Here is a 16,163-nt window from a genome sequence, read left to right as displayed (position 1 = left end):
ACTCTCCTTTTTCAGGCAAAAATTTCGCCTGACGGTGTTCACGTAGTGGGTTTGCGTGCGGCCCGACACGGCGGGATGAAGCGGGGTTCACTCACCGCGATCATAGCCGCACGTCAGATCGGCGCATCTACCGTTATACGACAACGCGGTGCCGCCGCAAAATAACATATCAGCAAGAATCAACGCAGAGGCGGGAATAACAGGGGAGGCAGTGAGACAGGAAATCAGGCCTGACAGCGCGATGCCGCCAGGCCCGGAAAGCTATTTACCAATACAGAAGCTGGAGAAGATACGGCCCAGCAGATCGTCAGAGGTGAATTCACCGGTGATCTCGCTTAACGCCTGCTGAGCAACACGGAGCTCCTCCGCCAGTAACTCACCGGCCTGGGCACCGAGCAGTTGCGCTTTCCCCTGCTGTAAGTGTGTGGCCGCCAGCTCCAGCGCCTGCAGATGGCGACGACGCGCCAGGAAGCCACCTTCCATGTTGCCCGCGAAGCCCATGCTCTGCTTCAGATGATCCCGCAGCGCATCGACGCCCTCGCTGGTGCGTGCTGACAGGCGAATCAGTGAGTGACCGTTTACTTCTGTCAGGCCCAGCGCTTCACCGGTGACATCCGCCTTGTTGCGCACCACGGTAATTGGCAGCTCCGGCGGCAGACGGGAGACAAAATCGGGCCAGATAGCCGCCGCTTCGGTGGCATCGGTGGTGGTGCCATCTACCATAAACAGCACGCGGTCAGCCTGTTCAATCTCCTGCCAGGCGCGCTCAATGCCGATGCGTTCGACTTCGTCGCTGGCCTCTCGCAGACCGGCGGTATCGATAATATGCAGCGGCATGCCATCTATATGAATATGTTCACGCAGTACATCACGGGTGGTGCCCGCAATGTCCGTAACGATAGCGGCGTCACGGCCTGCCAGCGCATTCAGCAGGCTCGATTTGCCCGCATTAGGCCGGCCCGCAATCACCACCTTCATTCCTTCACGCAGCAGGCTACCCTGACGCGCTTCGGCACGGACCGCATCCAGGTCCCCGATCACCGTATTCAGCTGTGCTTCAATTCGGCCGTCAGAGAGGAAATCGATCTCTTCATCCGGGAAGTCGATAGCCGCTTCGACATAGATGCGCAGGTGAGTGAGCGCTTCCACAAGATGATTGACGCGGGTGGAGAACGCGCCCTGCAGCGAGTTCACGGCCGAACGCGCCGCCTGCTCAGAGCTGGCATCGATCAGGTCGGCAATCGCTTCGGCCTGCGCCAGATCGAGCTTGTCGTTCAGAAACGCACGCTCAGAGAACTCACCCGGCTGAGCGATACGCACGCCCGGCAGCGCCACGATGCGCTTCAGCAGCAGATCGAGAATTACCGGGCCGCCGTGGCCCTGCAGCTCCAGCACATCTTCGCCGGTAAAGGAATTGGGGCCAGGAAACCACAGCGCAATGCCCTGATCCAGCACGCTGCCGTCGCTGTCAGTGAACGGCAGATAATCGGCGTATCGCGGCTTAGGCAGTTTACCCAGCAGCTGGCGGGCGACCTCTGCCGCCTGGGCACCGGAGACGCGCAGAATGCCGACGCCGCCGCGTCCGGGCGGTGTTGCCTGGGCAACAATGGTATCGCTGTGGCTCATAAATTTTCTCTCGCTACAAAAAACACAGGCGGTCGCTTTGACCGCCTGAGAATAGACTATTTTAGAGCGGGATGGCTCCCGCGCTGGATCGCTTACGCTTTCTTCTTGTCGCGGCTATGCAGACCACGTTTTTCCAGGCCGCGATAAATCAGCTGCTGCTGGAGAATGGTTACCAGGTTGCTGACGATGTAGTACAGCACCAGACCTGACGGGAACCACAGGAAGAACACGGTGAAGATCACCGGCATGTAAGTCATGATCTTCTGCTGCATCGGATCGGTCACGGTGGTCGGTGACATCTTCTGAATGAAGAACATGGTGATGCCCATCAGAATCGGCAGGATGTAGTATGGGTCCTGCGCTGACAGGTCATGGATCCACAGAATGAATGGCGCATGACGCAGTTCAACTGAGCCTGACAGCATATAGTAGAGCGCCAGGAAGATTGGCATCTGAATCACCAGCGGCAGACAGCCACCCAGCGGATTCACTTTCTCTGCTTTATACAGCGCCATCATTTCCTGGCTCTGCTTCTGCTTGTCATCACCCAGACGCTCACGCATCGCCTGAATCTTCGGCTGCAGCATGCGCATCTTAGCCATCGAGGTGTACTGCGCTTTGGTCAGCGGGTACATGATGCCGCGCACGATGAAGGTGATCACGATAATGGAGAAGCCCCAGTTACCGATGAAGCTGTGGATAAATTTCAACAGCTTGAACAGCGGCTGAGAGATAAACCACAACCAGCCGTAATCCACGGTCAGATCAAGGTGCGGCGCAATCGCGGCCATCTTGTCCTGAATTTCCGGGCCGACCCACAGCGTTGCACCCAGATTCTGCTGAGCGCCTGCAGCGATGGTGACCGGTGCAGATTTATAGCCAATCGCTGCCACGCCGTTACCCAGGTTGCTGGTGTAAAGGGTGTTGGTGCCTTCAGTACGCGGAACCCATGCAGTCGCAAAGTACTGCTGCAGCATCGCCACCCAGCCATTGCTGGTGGTTGCGTTCAGGTTCTCGTTGTCCGCGATGGTGTCGAATTTATACTTCTCATATTTCGACTCGCTGGTGGAGTAGGCCGCGCCACGGAAGGTGTGCAGAGCAAAGTTGTTGCTGCCGGTATCGCGATGCTTAGGCAGATCAATCGTCTGCTTCAGCTGGCCAAACAGTGACACTTCCAGCGGCTGCTGAGTGGTGTTGTTGACATGATAATCGACATTAACGGCATATTCGCCACGCTTGAAGATGAAGGTTTTGGTGTAAACCACGCCATTTTCAGCGGTATAGGTCATCGGCACACGCAGTTCGGACTGGCCATCAGCCATCTCGAAGTGATCCTGCGCAGTGGTGAACAGCGGACGCGCGCCGTTGTTCGGGTTATCCGGACCATTACGACCGGTTAAACCACTCTGAGCCTGATAAAGGAACGCTGGCGTTGTTTCAAGCAGCTGGAACGGCTGGTCTGAACCCAGTTTGTCCGGGAAAGTCAGCAGCTGTGCCTGTTCAACATCACCGCCGCGGGTGTTGATATTCAATGACAGGACATCAGTCTTAACGGTGATCGTCTGGCCCTGACCGCTGGCCGGTACACCCTGACTGGCGGTATCACCCGCTACGCTGTTGGTGCCCTGTGTGGTCTGCGTCTGCTGTGGCTGCGGAGCGTGGTCCGTCTGCCAGGCTTGCCAGATCATAAAGGTCACGAACAGAAAAGCGATGAGAAAGAGATTGCGTTGCGAATCCATCGTTAATGTTCTCTGGTATCAAAGGTTTTTGGCGGCACAGGATCGTCACCACCCGGGTTCAAAGGGTGGCATTTTAATACGCGTTTTAATGTCAACCAACTGCCTTTTATCAGGCCGAACCTGCGTAACGCCTCAATTCCGTAATGAGAGCAGGTCGGGTGAAACCGACAGTGTGGTCCCAGTAATGGACTGATACCGCGTTGATAGACGCGTATCAGGACGATCAGGAGCCGCGCGCCAGGCGACAGTGACGACGCCATAGTTTCTCCAACGCTTCCGCCAGCATACGGTTATCCAGATCGGCAACCCCCTTCTTCGCGACCACCACGAAGTCCATCGACGGCAGTTCATGTTGACGCAGACGAAAGCTTTCGCGGGTCAATCGCTTGATCCGGTTGCGTTCATGAGCGCGTTTCACATGTTTTTTAGCGACGGTGAGACCGATGCGGGGATGCCCCAGCGCGTTAAGGCGGCCGAGAATAGTAATTTGCGGCGTGCCAGCCCGTTGTGGCTGCTGGAAGACGAAAGTGAAATGAGTGGGAGTTAACAAACGTAACTCCCTGGGAAATGCGAGCTTACCCATCAGGGCTTGCTTTATTACTTAGAAACGGTCAGACGAGAACGGCCTTTAGCACGACGACGTGCCAGAACCTGACGACCATTTTTTGTTGCCATACGAGCACGGAAACCGTGTGAACGGTTGCGCTTCAGTACGGACGGTTGAAAAGTGCGTTTCATGGCGGTTTCTACCTAAACTTGAAAATTTTCACTGGATGACGCGTTTCGGGCCAGTAAATCGACCTACGCCTCAATGTGTCTTTAATAAAGAGGCGGGATTGTAATAATTGTACAGTCCCGAGTCAATTTACTTCGCGTGTTGTCGTGCCTGAAAACCCGCATACAGCCCGCTGAGACCCGACGTTGCGCCTTACAGCATAATGTCGGGTGAAGGATTATACGGGCTCCGTTCCAAAGCGCAAGGATCGTACGGGATCTTATTGCGATCGGCTTGCCGGATCCTGGGGATAAAATGAGATGTCGCCCGAAAATTTAGCGCATTGCGCCAGATCCCTGCTGGTTTTTCCTGCAACTGGCGTAAACTTCTTTGCGCGTCTCCGGCCTGTGGATAAAAAGGATCAAAACTGTGTAGAAAGGGAAGATCTCTGTCTCGCTTTGCGCTATGATCCGCCCTTCCGCTGACGATCCTCCGGTGATTGCAGGACGGGAAACCGCTGATAGCGGTCGCAGGCGCTTTCTTAGCGTCTGTGTCAAAAATGAACGTTTCTTAGAGTAACGCCTACTATTCTTTTCGAATTTGTACGAGTGGAGTCCGCCGTGTCACTTACGCTTTGGCAACAGTGTCTTGCCCGTTTGCAGGATGAGCTTCCTGCCACCGAATTCAGCATGTGGATCCGTCCACTGCAGGCTGAGTTAAACGACAATACGCTTGCCTTGTATGCTCCAAATCGCTTCGTACTCGACTGGGTCCGGGACAAATACCTTAACAGTATCAATGCACTGCTGAATGAATTCTGTGGTCCGAACGTGCCTGCGCTGCGTTTTGAAGTGGGTACGCGCCCGGTTCAGCAGCCAGCGGCAGCGGTCAGCCAGCCGGTGATGGCCAGCGTCAGCGCGCCCGTCATGCCCGTGCAGAGTCACATCCGTCCGGCCCCAACGCAGATCCTGCGTCCCAGCTGGGATAATGTCCCGGCACCAGCCGACGTCACCTATCGCTCGAATGTGAATAACCGTCATAACTTCGATAACTTTGTCGAGGGTAAATCCAACCAGCTGGCGCGCGCGGCGGCACGTCAGGTGGCGGATAATCCAGGCGGCGCTTACAACCCGCTGTTTCTGTATGGCGGCACCGGTCTCGGCAAAACGCACCTGCTGCACGCGGTAGGCAACGGCATCATTGCCCGTAAACCCAATGCAAAAGTGGTTTACATGCACTCCGAGCGCTTTGTGCAGGATATGGTTAAAGCGCTGCAGAACAACGCGATTGAAGAGTTCAAACGCTATTACCGTTCTGTCGATGCGCTGCTGATCGATGACATTCAGTTCTTTGCGAATAAAGAGCGGTCGCAGGAAGAGTTCTTCCACACTTTTAATGCCTTATTAGAAGGCAATCAGCAGATCATCCTCACCTCGGATCGCTATCCAAAAGAGATCAATGGGGTGGAGGATCGTCTTAAGTCACGTTTCGGCTGGGGTTTAACGGTGGCGATCGAGCCGCCTGAGCTGGAAACGCGCGTGGCAATCCTGATGAAAAAAGCAGATGAGAACGACATCCGTCTGCCGGGTGAAGTCGCCTTCTTTATTGCCAAGCGTTTACGCTCTAACGTGCGTGAACTGGAAGGCGCGCTGAATCGCGTGATCGCCAATGCCAACTTTACCGGCCGGGCGATAACCATCGACTTCGTGCGCGAAGCGCTGCGCGATCTGCTGGCGCTGCAGGAAAAGCTGGTCACCATCGATAATATTCAGAAGACCGTGGCTGAGTACTACAAGATTAAGGTGGCGGATCTGCTCTCCAAGCGTCGTTCGCGCTCGGTAGCGCGTCCGCGCCAGATGGCGATGGCGATGGCAAAAGAGTTGACGAACCACAGCCTGCCAGAAATTGGCGATGCTTTTGGGGGTCGCGACCACACAACGGTGCTTCATGCCTGCCGCAAGATTGAGCAGCTGCGTGAAGAGAGCCACGATATCAAAGAAGATTTCTCTAATCTCATCAGAACATTATCTTCCTGACGCTATGAAATTTATTGTTGAACGTGAGCAGCTGCTGAAGCCGCTGCAGCAAGTAAGTGGCCCGCTGGGCGGTCGTCCGACACTGCCGATCCTTGGAAACCTGCTGCTGCAGGTAACGGAAGGGTCGCTGTTACTGACCGGTACCGATCTGGAAATGGAGATGGTCGCGCGCGTGGCGCTGACGCAGGCACATGAGCCTGGCTCCACCACCGTGCCAGCGCGCAAATTCCTCGATATCTGTCGCGGATTGCCGGATGGCGCAGAAATTACGCTGGCGCTGGAAGGCGATCGCATGCTGGTTCGCTCTGGCCGCAGCCGTTTTTCGCTGTCGACCCTGCCCGCCAGTGACTTCCCGAATCTGGACGACTGGCAGAGTGAAGTTGAATTCACCCTGCCGCAGGCAACGCTGAAACGGTTGATCGAAGCAACTCAGTTCTCGATGGCGCATCAGGATGTGCGTTACTACCTCAACGGCATGATGTTTGAAACCGAAGGGGAAGAGCTGCGCACCGTGGCCACTGATGGTCACCGTCTGGCCGTTTGCTCTATGCCGATTGGTCAGGCGCTGCCGAGTCATTCGGTAATTGTGCCACGTAAAGGCGTGATTGAGCTGCTGCGTCTGCTGGATGGCGGCGAGAATCCGCTGCAGGTTCAGATTGGCGGCAGCAACATCCGGGCGCACGTCGGTGACTATATCTTCACCTCTAAGCTGGTTGATGGTCGTTTCCCCGATTATCGCCGCGTACTGCCGAAGAATCCCGACAAAGCGCTGGAAGCAGGCTGCGATCTGCTCAAACAGGCGTTTGCCCGTGCGGCGATCCTCTCGAATGAGAAGTTCCGCGGCGTTCGCCTCTATATCACTGAAAATCAGCTGAAGATCACCGCTAATAACCCTGAACAGGAAGAAGCGGAAGAGATGCTGGATGTCAGCTATAACGGCACCGAGCTGGAGATTGGCTTCAACGTCAGTTACGTGCTGGATGTGCTGAACGCGCTGAAGTGCGAAAACGTCCGCCTGCTGCTGACGGATTCGGTGTCGAGCGTGCAGATTGAAGATGTAGCAAGTCCCGCAGCGGCCTACGTCGTGATGCCCATGCGCTTGTAGGTGTTACATATCGGCCTGGCTTACTTGCCATTCTGATTCCGGGCAGTGCTCGCCCCTGGTCACATACTTCAGTATGCTCCCAGGGTCTGCGCGCTAGCCTGAAGCAGACTGGCGTCGACGCCGACGGCCTGGTGATGGCGATATCGGGCAAACCTGCTTCGCCGTCAACGCACTGAATTGTGTTATAAGGCAAACCCATTCATCCCGACTATTGCCCTTCACGCTGGATTGATTCATGGCTTTAACCCGCCTTCTTATCAAAGATTTTCGTAATATCGAGCAGGCTGACCTGCAGCTGGCACCCGGCTTTAATTTCCTGGTGGGCGTCAACGGCAGCGGGAAAACCAGCGTTTTAGAGGCGATCCATACGCTGGGGCATGGCCGCTCGTTTCGTAGCCTGCAGGCGGGCCGCGTAATCCGTCACGACGAGGCAGCGTTCGTACTGCACGGACGACTGGAAAGCAAAGAGCGGGAAATCTCCGTCGGGCTGACCAAAAACCGGGCCGGTGACAGCAAAGTGCGCATTGATGGCAGCGATGGACACAAGGTCGCGGAGCTGGCGCAGCTGCTGCCGATGCAGTTAATTACGCCGGAAGGCTTTAGTTTGTTGAATGGCGGCCCCAAATACCGCAGAGCCTATGTGGACTGGGGCTGTTTCCATAACACGCCCGGCTTCTTTAACGCCTGGAACAATATGCGCCGCCTGCTTAAGCAGCGAAATGCGGCGCTGCGCCAGGTTTCACGTTACAGCCAGATTCGTCCCTGGGATCAGGAGCTGGTTCCGCTGGCGGAACAGATCAGCCAGTGGCGGGCGGAATACAGTGCGGCGATTTCGGCGGAGATCACTGCCACCTGTGCCCAGTTTCTGCCGGAGTTTGAGCTGCGCTTTTCCTTCCAGCGTGGCTGGGACAAAGAGAGCGACTACGCCGAACTGCTGGAACGTAATTTTGAGCGCGATCGCGCACTGACCTATACCGCCAGCGGTCCCCATAAAGCCGATTTTCGTATTCGCGCTGAAGGGACGCCGGTCGAAGATTTACTCTCACGCGGGCAGTTGAAACTGCTGATGTGTGCATTGCGTCTGGCACAGGGCGAGTTCCTGACAAGCCAGAGCGGACGCCGCTGTATTTACCTCATTGATGACTTTGCTTCTGAGCTGGATGAGAGCCGTCGGCGCCTGCTGGCGGACCGGTTAAAAGCCACTCAGGCTCAGGTGTTTGTCAGCGCCATTTCTGCCGGACATGTAATCGACATGACCGACGAAAAGGGCAAGATGTTCCGCGTGGAACAGGGTAAAATAGCGGTTCAACCTGAAGATTAAAATGAGCGAGAAACGTTGATGTCGAATTCTTATGACTCCTCAAGTATTAAAGTCCTGAAAGGACTTGATGCGGTACGCAAACGCCCGGGCATGTATATCGGCGATACCGATGACGGTACCGGTCTGCATCACATGGTATTCGAGGTCGTGGATAACGCAATCGACGAAGCGCTCGCTGGTCACTGTAGTGACATCGTAGTCACTATCCATGCGGATAACTCCGTCTCGGTGCAGGATGATGGACGCGGTATTCCAACCGGTATTCACGAAGAAGAGGGCGTTTCCGCCGCTGAAGTGATCATGACCGTGCTGCATGCGGGCGGTAAGTTCGACGATAACTCCTATAAAGTCTCCGGCGGCCTGCACGGCGTGGGCGTCTCTGTCGTTAATGCCCTGTCGCAGAAGCTGGAGCTGACCATTCGTCGCGAAGGCAAAGTCCATCAGCAGATTTACGTCCACGGCGTACCTGAGGCACCGCTGGCGGTCACTGGTGATACCGACATCACCGGTACCCGCGTGCGTTTCTGGCCAAGCTATGAAACCTTTACCAACGTGCGCGATTTCGAGTATGAGATTCTGGCAAAACGCCTGCGCGAACTGTCGTTCCTGAACTCGGGCGTGTCGATTCGCCTGGAAGACAAGCGTGATGGCAAAACCGACCACTTCCATTACGAAGGCGGTATCAAGGCGTTTGTTGAGTACCTCAACAAAAACAAAACGCCGATTCACCCTACCGTGTTCTATTTCTCTACCGAGAAAGATGGCATTGGCGTGGAAGTGGCGCTGCAGTGGAACGACGGCTTCCAGGAAAATATTTACTGCTTTACCAACAACATCCCGCAGCGCGATGGCGGTACGCACCTTGCCGGTTTCCGCGCAGCGATGACGCGTACCCTGAATGCCTACATGGATAAAGAGGGTTACAGCAAGAAAGCCAAAGTCAGCGCCACCGGTGATGATGCGCGTGAAGGCCTGATCGCCGTGGTTTCGGTAAAAGTGCCGGATCCAAAATTCTCCTCACAGACCAAAGACAAACTGGTCTCGTCAGAGGTGAAATCGGCGGTTGAGCAGCAGATGAATGAACTGCTGGCAGAATACCTGCTGGAAAACCCGTCAGACGCCAAAATCGTCGTGGGCAAAATTATCGATGCCGCACGTGCCCGTGAAGCAGCACGCCGCGCCCGTGAAATGACCCGCCGTAAAGGCGCGCTGGATCTGGCTGGTCTGCCAGGTAAGCTGGCGGATTGTCAGGAGCGTGACCCGGCGCTCTCTGAAATCTACCTGGTGGAGGGTGACTCCGCAGGCGGCTCGGCCAAACAGGGCCGTAACCGTAAAAACCAGGCGATTCTGCCACTGAAAGGTAAGATCCTTAACGTTGAGAAAGCGCGTTTCGACAAGATGCTCGCCTCGCAGGAAGTGGCCACGCTGATCACCGCACTGGGTTGCGGTATTGGTCGCGATGAGTACAACCCGGACAAGCTGCGCTATCACAGCATCATCATCATGACCGATGCCGATGTCGATGGTTCACACATCCGAACCCTGCTGCTGACCTTCTTCTATCGTCAGATGCCTGAAATCATTGAGCGCGGCCACGTCTATATCGCCCAGCCGCCGCTCTACAAAGTGAAGAAAGGCAAGCAGGAGCAGTACATCAAAGATGACGAGGCGATGGACCAATACCAGATCGCTATCGCCCTTGATGGTGCAACGCTGCACACCAATGCCAGCGCGCCTGCGCTGGGCGGTGAGCCGCTGGAGACGCTGGTCTCTGACTTCAACAGCACCCAGAAGATGATCAAGCGTATGGAACGCCGTTATCCGATGGCCATGCTGCGTGCGATGATTTATCACGACACGCTGAGCGACCTGAGCAACGAAGCAGAGGTTACTACCTGGCTGAACGGCCTGGTGAGCTATCTGACGGAGCGTGAAGCGCACGGCAGTACTTATCTGGCACAGGTGCGTGAAAACCGCGAACTGAACCTGTTCGAGCCGGTGCTGCGCGTCCGTACCCACGGTGTGGATACCGACTATCCGCTGGAAGCTGAGTTTGTTCAGGGACCTGAGTACCGCAAAATCTGTGCTCTGGGTGGCAAACTGCGTGGTCTGCTGGAAGAAGATGCTTACATTGAACGTGGTGAGCGTCGTCAGCCGGTGGCAAGCTTCGAACAGGCGATTGAGTGGCTGGTGAAAGAGTCGCGTCGTGGCCTGTCGGTCCAGCGCTATAAAGGTCTGGGCGAGATGAACCCGGATCAGCTGTGGGAAACCACCATGGATCCAGACAGCCGTCGTATGCTGCGCGTCACTATTAAAGATGCGATCGGTGCTGACCAGCTGTTCACGACCCTGATGGGCGATGCGGTCGAGCCGCGCCGTGCCTTCATCGAAGAGAATGCGCTGAAAGCGGCCAATATCGATATTTAACAGATAGCGGACATAACAGGCCATCACTCAGGTGATGGCCTTTTTTTTGTGCCGTATGGGCGAAAACCCGGCGAGGCGGGTCCTGCTGCCCGCATGCTGCGACCCCGATCACGTTTTAACCCGGTCAGCTCCCTTACTCTTGCCTCTCTTTGCGCTATTCGGGCGCACTCATTTTTACAGGGAGTTACACCATGATTGTTTGCGATCGTCACGACTGGAACAGAGAACGTCACGCCTTTCATCCGGTCATCGATCAGGCGATAAGCTGGATTGCGGGAACCGATTTCAGCCAGCTGGACACCGGCAAATATGAGATTTTGCCTGACAACAAAATGTTCTGTCTGGTGCAGGAGATGATGACCGAACCCGCCAGCGCGCGTCGTGCAGAGTCCCACTTTAACTACATCGATATTCAGTATCTGCTGGCAGGCACCGAGAATATTGGTGTGGCCCGCGCCCATCCCGATCAGCACATCACCGAAGATTTCGCCCAGGAGCGTGACGTCGTTTTTTATCAGAAGATATTAAATGAGTCAGTGATTACGCTGCTGCCCGACATGTTCGCGCTGTTTTTCCCGCACGATATTCATCGCCCCTGCTGCGCGCCAGGCGAACCCGCAACTATCCGAAAAGCCGTGATTAAAATCCACCGCGATCTCTTTACCGCCTGACCCTGGCGGTTTCCTGGCCATTCCCGCCTGCCAGGAAACTAGTCAATGTGCGCTGAATCGCGCTAGCATTGAACAAAACCCAGACGCTACGAGGACTCTATGGCTATTAAATTGATCGCTATCGACATGGATGGCACCCTGCTCAATCCGCAACATGAGATCACGCCGGGGGTGAAATCCGCCCTCGATCGTGCCCGTAAGCAGGGCGTGTCGATTGTGCTGACCACGGGTCGGCCGTTTGTAGGTATCCAGCGCTATCTGATGGAGCTGGATATGCAGGCGCCCGGCCAGTACGCGATCAGCAACAACGGTGCGCTGGTTCATCAGGCGGCAGATGGTGAGTGTGTGGCAGAAGTGACGCTGACCTTTGACGATTACCTCTACATTGAGAATCTGGCACGTGAGCTTGGCGTCCATTTCCAGGCGTTCGACAAATCTCATCTCTACACGCCGAACAAAGACATCAGTGAATACACCATCCATGAAGCGAGCCTGACCGGCATTCCGGTGCGCTATCGCGCGGTGGAAGAGATGGATCGCGCTATGCGCTTCCCGAAACTGATGATGATCGATCGGCCCGCCCTGCTCGACGCGGCGATTGCCCGCCTGCCCGAGCATGCTCAGCAGACTTACACCATCCTGAAAAGTGCGCCGTATTACCTCGAAATCCTCGATCGCCGGGTGAACAAAGGCCAGGGCGTCAGAATGCTGGCGGAGAAGCTCGGCCTGAAGCAGGAAGAAGTGATGGCGATTGGCGATCAGGAGAATGACCTGGCGATGATTGAATATGCTGGCACGGGTGTCGCCATGGGTAATGCCATTGATTCTGTTAAGAAAATCGCGCAATTTATCACTAAAACCAATATGGAAGATGGCGTCGCTCATGCCATTGAAGAGTTAGTGCTGTAACGGCCCTGTTCTCTGCCGGGCCGCAGCGGCCCGGCCCCCTTACCCCGCCAAAAAAGCTGCACCGCAAAACGGAATCGCGTAATTTGTCGGACAACGCTTTCTCCGTGGGTTTCATCATGTCAGAAAAACAGATCACCTTTGCTACCCGTCAGCATCAGCTCACCAATATCAATGTCTGGACAGCCGACAGCCAGTGGCTGGCGTTTGACGTCCGTCCATCGGGTGCGTCCTTTACCAGCCAGACCATTGAGCGGGTCAATGTGATGACCGGTGACGTTGAGGTGCTCTATCAGGCCCGGGACGGAGCGCATGTCGGCGTCGTGACGGTCAGCCCCGATCTGCCCCCGCGCTACGTCTGCATTCATGGCCCGGAACATCCCGATGCCAGCTGGCAGTATGACTTCCACCACCGGCGCGGTGTGATTGTTGAGAACGGCGCGGCAGTGAATCTGGATGCCTGCGATATTACACCGCCCTTTACTCCTGGCGCGCTACGCGGCGGCTCGCATGTGCATGTCTTCAGCCCCGACGGTTCACGCCTGAGCTTTACCTACAATGATCACGTGATGCATGAGCTGGATAGCCGTCTCGATCTGCGCAACGTCGGTATCGCGGTGCCGCTGCACGCGGTGACGCCGGTTAAACAGCATCCGCGCGAGTATGACGGCAGCTATTTCTGCCTGCTGGTGAGCCAGACCCGCGCGGAACCGCAGCCAGGCAGTGACCAGATTAATCGTGCTTATGAGGAGTGCTGGGTCGGTGAGCGTGGCTATCAGAAACCGGACGGCAGCTGGCAGCGCTGGGCCATCGCTTTTATTGGCGACACGCTGACGGCACAGGGCGAGAAACGGCCTGAAATTTTTATTGTTGATCTGCCGGACGCGCTGGAGGATTACGCCCGCGCCGGAGAGAGGCCGCTGGAGGGCAGCAGCCAGCAGTTACCTGCGCCACCGGCTGGTGTGCAGCAGCGTCGCCTGACGCACAGCCGTGGCGTGGCGCTACAACCGCGCCATTGGCTGCGTACTGCGCCCGATGGCAGCCAGATCGCGTTTCTGATGGCGGATGCCGGCGCGGTGATCCAGCTCTGGACGGTCTCTCCCAACGGCGGCGAACCGCGTCAGATCACCGAACTCAGCCACAGCATTCAGTCCGCTTTTAGCTGGCATCCTGACGGCCAGTCAATTGCCTTTATCTGCGATAACAGCGTGATGCGATGTGAGGTTGAGAGCGGCACGTGTCAGCGTCTGACACGCAGAACGGAAGAAGCACCGTCAGGTGACGCGGTAGTCTGGTCACCGGACGGGTCACAAATTGCTTTTATGCGTGAGGTGAATGGCTGGCGGCAGCTCTTTACGGTTGCGGCTGTGACCGCATAGGTGGCATAGGCTGCGCCTGCGCAAGGCTTTCCTGGGTATGCGCCAGCCTTTCGCTCTGCAGGATACGTTCACGTGGGGAGTCGAGAGATTTGTCTTTGTCGCTACGGTAGTAGTCCCACGGCAGCAGCAGCGTATCCAGCATGGCAGAGAAAGGAAGATCGATTAACGCCAGCGGCTTCAGCGCCCAGCTGGTATCACCATCCGTCAGCATGTCAGCGCTGGCACGGGTGCCGGGATAGTAACCCTGACTCGCGCCGGTGTGAGACATCACGCTGGAACAGCCGGTTGTCGCCATTGCGCAGCACACCATTCCAGCCAGAGGTAAGGTCTTCATCAATTTCATCATCATCATCCCTTCAGTCATGGCATAAGCCTGGCTGAGTTGGCTTGCCAGACAACGTCAACACTCTGGGGCGAAGTCCGTCCGGGTCTGGCAAAAGTAGTCCTGAGTGTATGTCATTTCCGCAATTTGGCGAAAAAAATTGCATTTCGCCCTCTTGAAAATTCTCCTGTGACACCCATTTTTAGTTTACGGACACACGCACCGTTGCCGCAAGGGACAGTGAGGTGCCGTATCCAGCCTGTCCAATAGTGGAAGGTTGCCAAAACTTGCTGAATTTCAGGAGTCTTAATATGCGTAATTTTGATCTCACCCCGCTTTATCGCTCTGCCATCGGTTTTGATCGCCTGTTTAACCTGCTCGAATCGAATCAGAATCAGAGCAATGGCGGCTATCCTCCCTATAACGTTGAACTGGTCGATGAAAATCACTATCGCATTACGATTGCGGTGGCCGGTTTTGCTCAGAGCGAACTGGATATCACGGCGCACGATAACGTGCTGATCGTGCGGGGTGCCCATCCTGAAGAGCAGACCGAGCGTAAATACCTGTATCAGGGTATCGCCGAGCGCAACTTCGAGCGTAAATTCCAGCTCGCCGACCACATTGTGGTGCGCGATGCTCGTCTCGAAAATGGTCTGCTGAGCATCGACCTTGAACGTCTGGTGCCGGAAGAGGCGAAACCACGCCGTATTGAGATTCTGAAGTAATCCTGACAAACGCCGCGTTAGCGGCGTCAGACTGCTGACAAAGCCAAAGCTGGGTGAACCTGGCAGCAACGCATTCGCTAAAAGCGCAGGGAATAAGGTCAGAGGAGAAAAGCGTCCCGCGCCAGGGATGGCGGTTTTTGCGACTTTCCAATCTGACTTTGTTCCCTTCGCTGGCTGGATCTTACAGCGAGCCAGGGCAGACTTTTTCAACAATCTCAACGCCGCGCATGCGGCGTTTTTTTTGCTCTTATGGCTATCTTTAAAGCTGCGTTCGCATCGCCAGACGCTGACCCAGCACGCCACCAAACACATTCACCAGCAGCCCCAGAATAATCACCCCCGCCCCCAGCATCTGCTGACCAGAGAGGTGCTCATCCAGCACCAGCGCGGCGGTAATGATCCCTACCACCGGCACCAGCAGCGACAGCGGCGCGACGCGCCAGGTTTCATAGCGACTCAGTAAATTCCCCCAGATAGCGTAACCGACAATGGTGGCGACAAACGCCAGGTAGAACAGCGCCAGCACGGTCTGCAGGCCGATGTGCAGCAGGCTATTAACGATGGCGGGCTGCCCCTCAAACAGCAGCGAACAGGCAAAGAAGGGAATGACCGGCACCAGCGCACTCCAGACCACCAGCGACATAATCGGCACACTGCGGTTCCGCATAATAATCTTATTGGTGATATTTCCCAGCCCCCATGACAGCGCCGCCGACAGCGTCAGCATCATGGTGGTCAGCGTAATCCCGGCGCTGGTCTGCCCTTCCATCCCCGCCGTCGCCAGCATAAACATCCCCAGCGTGGCGATGATAATCCCGACGATATGATTCCAGCGCAGCTTCTCTGCCAGCAGCAGCGCACCCAGCAACAGGGTAAAGAACGCCTGCGCCTGCAGCACCAGCGACGCCAGACCGGCTGGCATGCCGAGCTTGATCGCCAGAAACAGAAACGCAAACTGACCAAAACTGATGGTCATGCCGTAAACCACCAGCCAGCGCAGCGGGATCGGCGGGCGACGCACAAAGAAAATAGCGGGAAAGGCGACCAGGGCGAAACGCAGTCCGGCCAGCAAAAAAGGCGGCATGCCCTGCAACCCGAGCTTAATCACCACAAAATTCACGCCCCACGCTACCACCACGCACAGCGCTAACAGCATATCTTTTACCGACATCTGAAACTCCTTGAGCC

At 56.0% G+C, this 16,163-nt stretch carries 15 protein-coding genes; 8 read left to right on the top strand and 7 right to left on the bottom strand.

Translation table 11 applies throughout. From position 1 onward, the window contains the following. Positions 1–261: 261 nt before the first annotated feature. The 5 genes from mnmE to rpmH form a co-directional block, all read right to left on the bottom strand. Positions 262–1,626, bottom strand: a complete 1,365-nt coding sequence (gene mnmE / locus BY447_RS10870; protein WP_107319193.1) for a tRNA uridine-5-carboxymethylaminomethyl(34) synthesis GTPase MnmE — start codon at positions 1,624–1,626, stop codon at positions 262–264. A gap of 92 nt (positions 1,627–1,718) precedes the next feature. After that, entirely contained in the window at positions 1,719–3,365 is a 1,647-nt protein-coding gene (yidC, locus tag BY447_RS10865; protein ID WP_013359606.1) for a membrane protein insertase YidC, read from the bottom strand. 2 nt (positions 3,366–3,367) lie between these two features. Continuing rightward, on the bottom strand, positions 3,368–3,625 hold the full coding sequence (gene yidD, locus BY447_RS10860; RefSeq protein WP_008926397.1) for a membrane protein insertion efficiency factor YidD: 258 nt from the start codon (positions 3,623–3,625) through the stop codon (positions 3,368–3,370). Continuing rightward, complete coding sequence (gene rnpA / locus BY447_RS10855) at positions 3,589–3,948, bottom strand: ribonuclease P protein component (protein WP_008926396.1); 360 nt, start codon at positions 3,946–3,948, stop codon at positions 3,589–3,591. The genes yidD and rnpA overlap by 37 nt, the downstream gene beginning before the upstream one ends. Before the next feature lie 14 nt (positions 3,949–3,962). Beyond that, positions 3,963–4,103: a 50S ribosomal protein L34 gene (rpmH, locus tag BY447_RS10850; protein ID WP_003849659.1), complete on the bottom strand. Its 141-nt coding sequence runs from the start codon at positions 4,101–4,103 to the stop codon at positions 3,963–3,965. Positions 4,104–4,700: 597 nt separating this feature from the next. Here rpmH and dnaA point away from each other — a divergent pair. From dnaA to BY447_RS10815, 7 genes are all read left to right on the top strand, one after another. Next, entirely contained in the window at positions 4,701–6,116 is a 1,416-nt protein-coding gene (dnaA, locus tag BY447_RS10845) for a chromosomal replication initiator protein DnaA (RefSeq protein ID WP_013359605.1), read from the top strand. Between the two features lie 4 nt (positions 6,117–6,120). Then, positions 6,121–7,221, top strand: a complete 1,101-nt coding sequence (gene dnaN, locus BY447_RS10840) for a DNA polymerase III subunit beta (protein ID WP_033734661.1) — start codon at positions 6,121–6,123, stop codon at positions 7,219–7,221. Positions 7,222–7,456: 235 nt separating this feature from the next. Then, positions 7,457–8,542, top strand: a complete 1,086-nt coding sequence (recF, locus tag BY447_RS10835; protein WP_013359603.1) for a DNA replication/repair protein RecF — start codon at positions 7,457–7,459, stop codon at positions 8,540–8,542. A gap of 18 nt (positions 8,543–8,560) precedes the next feature. Next, entirely contained in the window at positions 8,561–10,969 is a 2,409-nt protein-coding gene (gene gyrB, locus BY447_RS10830) for a DNA topoisomerase (ATP-hydrolyzing) subunit B (protein ID WP_013359602.1), read from the top strand. Between the two features lie 191 nt (positions 10,970–11,160). Then, on the top strand, positions 11,161–11,640 hold the full coding sequence (locus BY447_RS10825; protein WP_110331121.1) for a YhcH/YjgK/YiaL family protein: 480 nt from the start codon (positions 11,161–11,163) through the stop codon (positions 11,638–11,640). A 99-nt stretch (positions 11,641–11,739) separates the two neighbouring features. Beyond that, entirely contained in the window at positions 11,740–12,549 is an 810-nt protein-coding gene (gene yidA / locus BY447_RS10820; RefSeq protein WP_033784374.1) for a sugar-phosphatase, read from the top strand. 116 nt (positions 12,550–12,665) lie between these two features. Next, complete coding sequence (locus BY447_RS10815) at positions 12,666–13,925, top strand: DUF3748 domain-containing protein (protein WP_061063644.1); 1,260 nt, start codon at positions 12,666–12,668, stop codon at positions 13,923–13,925. On the opposite strand, the gene BY447_RS10810 is transcribed toward BY447_RS10815, so the two are convergent. Beyond that, positions 13,900–14,268, bottom strand: a complete 369-nt coding sequence (locus BY447_RS10810) for a YceK/YidQ family lipoprotein (protein WP_323859503.1) — start codon at positions 14,266–14,268, stop codon at positions 13,900–13,902. The genes BY447_RS10815 and BY447_RS10810 overlap by 26 nt on opposite strands. A gap of 290 nt (positions 14,269–14,558) precedes the next feature. Between BY447_RS10810 and ibpA the strand changes: the two genes are divergently transcribed. Next, entirely contained in the window at positions 14,559–14,975 is a 417-nt protein-coding gene (gene ibpA / locus BY447_RS10805; protein WP_010258920.1) for a small heat shock chaperone IbpA, read from the top strand. Between the two features lie 259 nt (positions 14,976–15,234). Here the strand turns inward: ibpA and BY447_RS10800 are convergent, their stop codons facing one another. Next, a complete protein-coding gene (locus BY447_RS10800; RefSeq protein ID WP_110331119.1) occupies positions 15,235–16,146 on the bottom strand; it encodes an EamA family transporter in 912 nt (303 codons plus the stop codon). Between the last annotated feature and the right edge of the window lie 17 nt (positions 16,147–16,163).

Origin of the sequence: Pantoea sp. JKS000250 (genome assembly GCF_003201065.1) — a bacterium.
GTDB lineage: Bacteria > Pseudomonadota > Gammaproteobacteria > Enterobacterales > Enterobacteriaceae > Pantoea > Pantoea vagans.
This window is presented reverse-complemented; position numbering and strand designations above follow the sequence as displayed.